Source organism: Candidatus Cardinium sp. cBcalN2, from assembly GCF_022810445.1.
Lineage (GTDB): Bacteria > Bacteroidota > Bacteroidia > Cytophagales > Amoebophilaceae > Cardinium.
In genome coordinates this window covers 1-1,174 of the sequence record NZ_JAACGD010000075.1, presented here as the reverse complement: position 1 = coordinate 1,174, position 1,174 = coordinate 1, and the positions used below count along the sequence as shown (strand labels likewise).

1 protein-coding gene is annotated in these 1,174 nt (G+C 35.1%); it reads left to right on the top strand.

Annotated features, from left to right (window positions below):
* The first annotated feature begins 462 nt into the window (after window positions 1-462).
* On the top strand, window positions 463-1,173 hold the full coding sequence (locus MUW74_RS02255) for a hypothetical protein (RefSeq protein ID WP_243518349.1): 711 nt from the start codon (window positions 463-465) through the stop codon (window positions 1,171-1,173).
* The last annotated feature ends 1 nt before the right edge of the window (window position 1,174 follow it).

Genomic DNA, 1,174 nt, shown 5'->3' with positions numbered 1-1,174 from the left:
GGGCAATCACCTATTAAAGCTGATTAGAAAAACAGCTTGTTTGAACCCGCGCAGCGGGTGAGTTCTGTTTTTACAGCTCTAACAGGTGATTGCTGCAACTTTTTACTGAGGGCTTGATTTTTTGGTTACTTTTTTATCAAGAAAAAAGTAACAATAAAAATTCATTTTTTACCAATGTCATGAACAGATACAAAATCAAGCCCTGTGCAAAAAACTGCTGAAAGCTCGGCTTACAGCTGGAAAAACAGAACTCGCCCGCTGCGCGGGCTTCACACAAAACTGTTTTTCTTTTCATCTATAAGCTGAGCTTTCTGATCGCAGCTTTTTACAAGGCGCGTTTTTATATATCCATTGTATCTAATAATCAATTAAATATATATCTTAAGTTGACGTCATTGGGTGAACGGTAACAAGTCAAATTGATTTAATAATCAGCATCTACCTATCAAACAAAATAAGAAGATGAAAATACCCTATACATCCCTTATACACAAAGCAAAAAAATATCTATTAAGCAATAGCAAACAGTCTATTTTCCCATTTGCTACTATATTTTTTAGTATCAGTTGTTGGTCTTTTCTTTCCTCAGGAGAAAAAAACGAATTAGACAAGCTAATAGAGGAAACAAAATCACAAACCGCAGGTATAAAAAGAGTAAGAGAAGAAAGAGAAAAAATGGTGCAAGAGCTACAAGAGCGAGTACAAAAAAGCAGCGAAAGCACTAAGAAAATACAACAAAAAATACAAAAACTACAAGAAAGACAACAAAGGTCAAATAAAAAGCAAAACAAGGAACTTGAGAAGCTAATGGAAGAACTACATAAAGAAGAAATAAACATACAAGAACTTAAGAAAAACGTAGAACAACTAGAAATAGATCAAAATACACTAGGGCACAGCATAGAAGAATTACGCGAGACACAAGGAGAAACACGAGAACAACTAGAAATAGACCAAAATACACTAGAGCGCAGCATAGAAGAATTACGCGAGACACAACGAGAAACACGAGAACAAGCAAGACAAGACTTAGTAAGTTTATGGAGCCAAACAGAACCACAAAGACCAACTTCAACTATAACAAGAGAACAATGTGAACATAAAATAAGAATAGTAACAAAGACAAGCAATGGCCCTGAGCCAGGTACATCAGCAATAAATTGTAGTAGTTGAT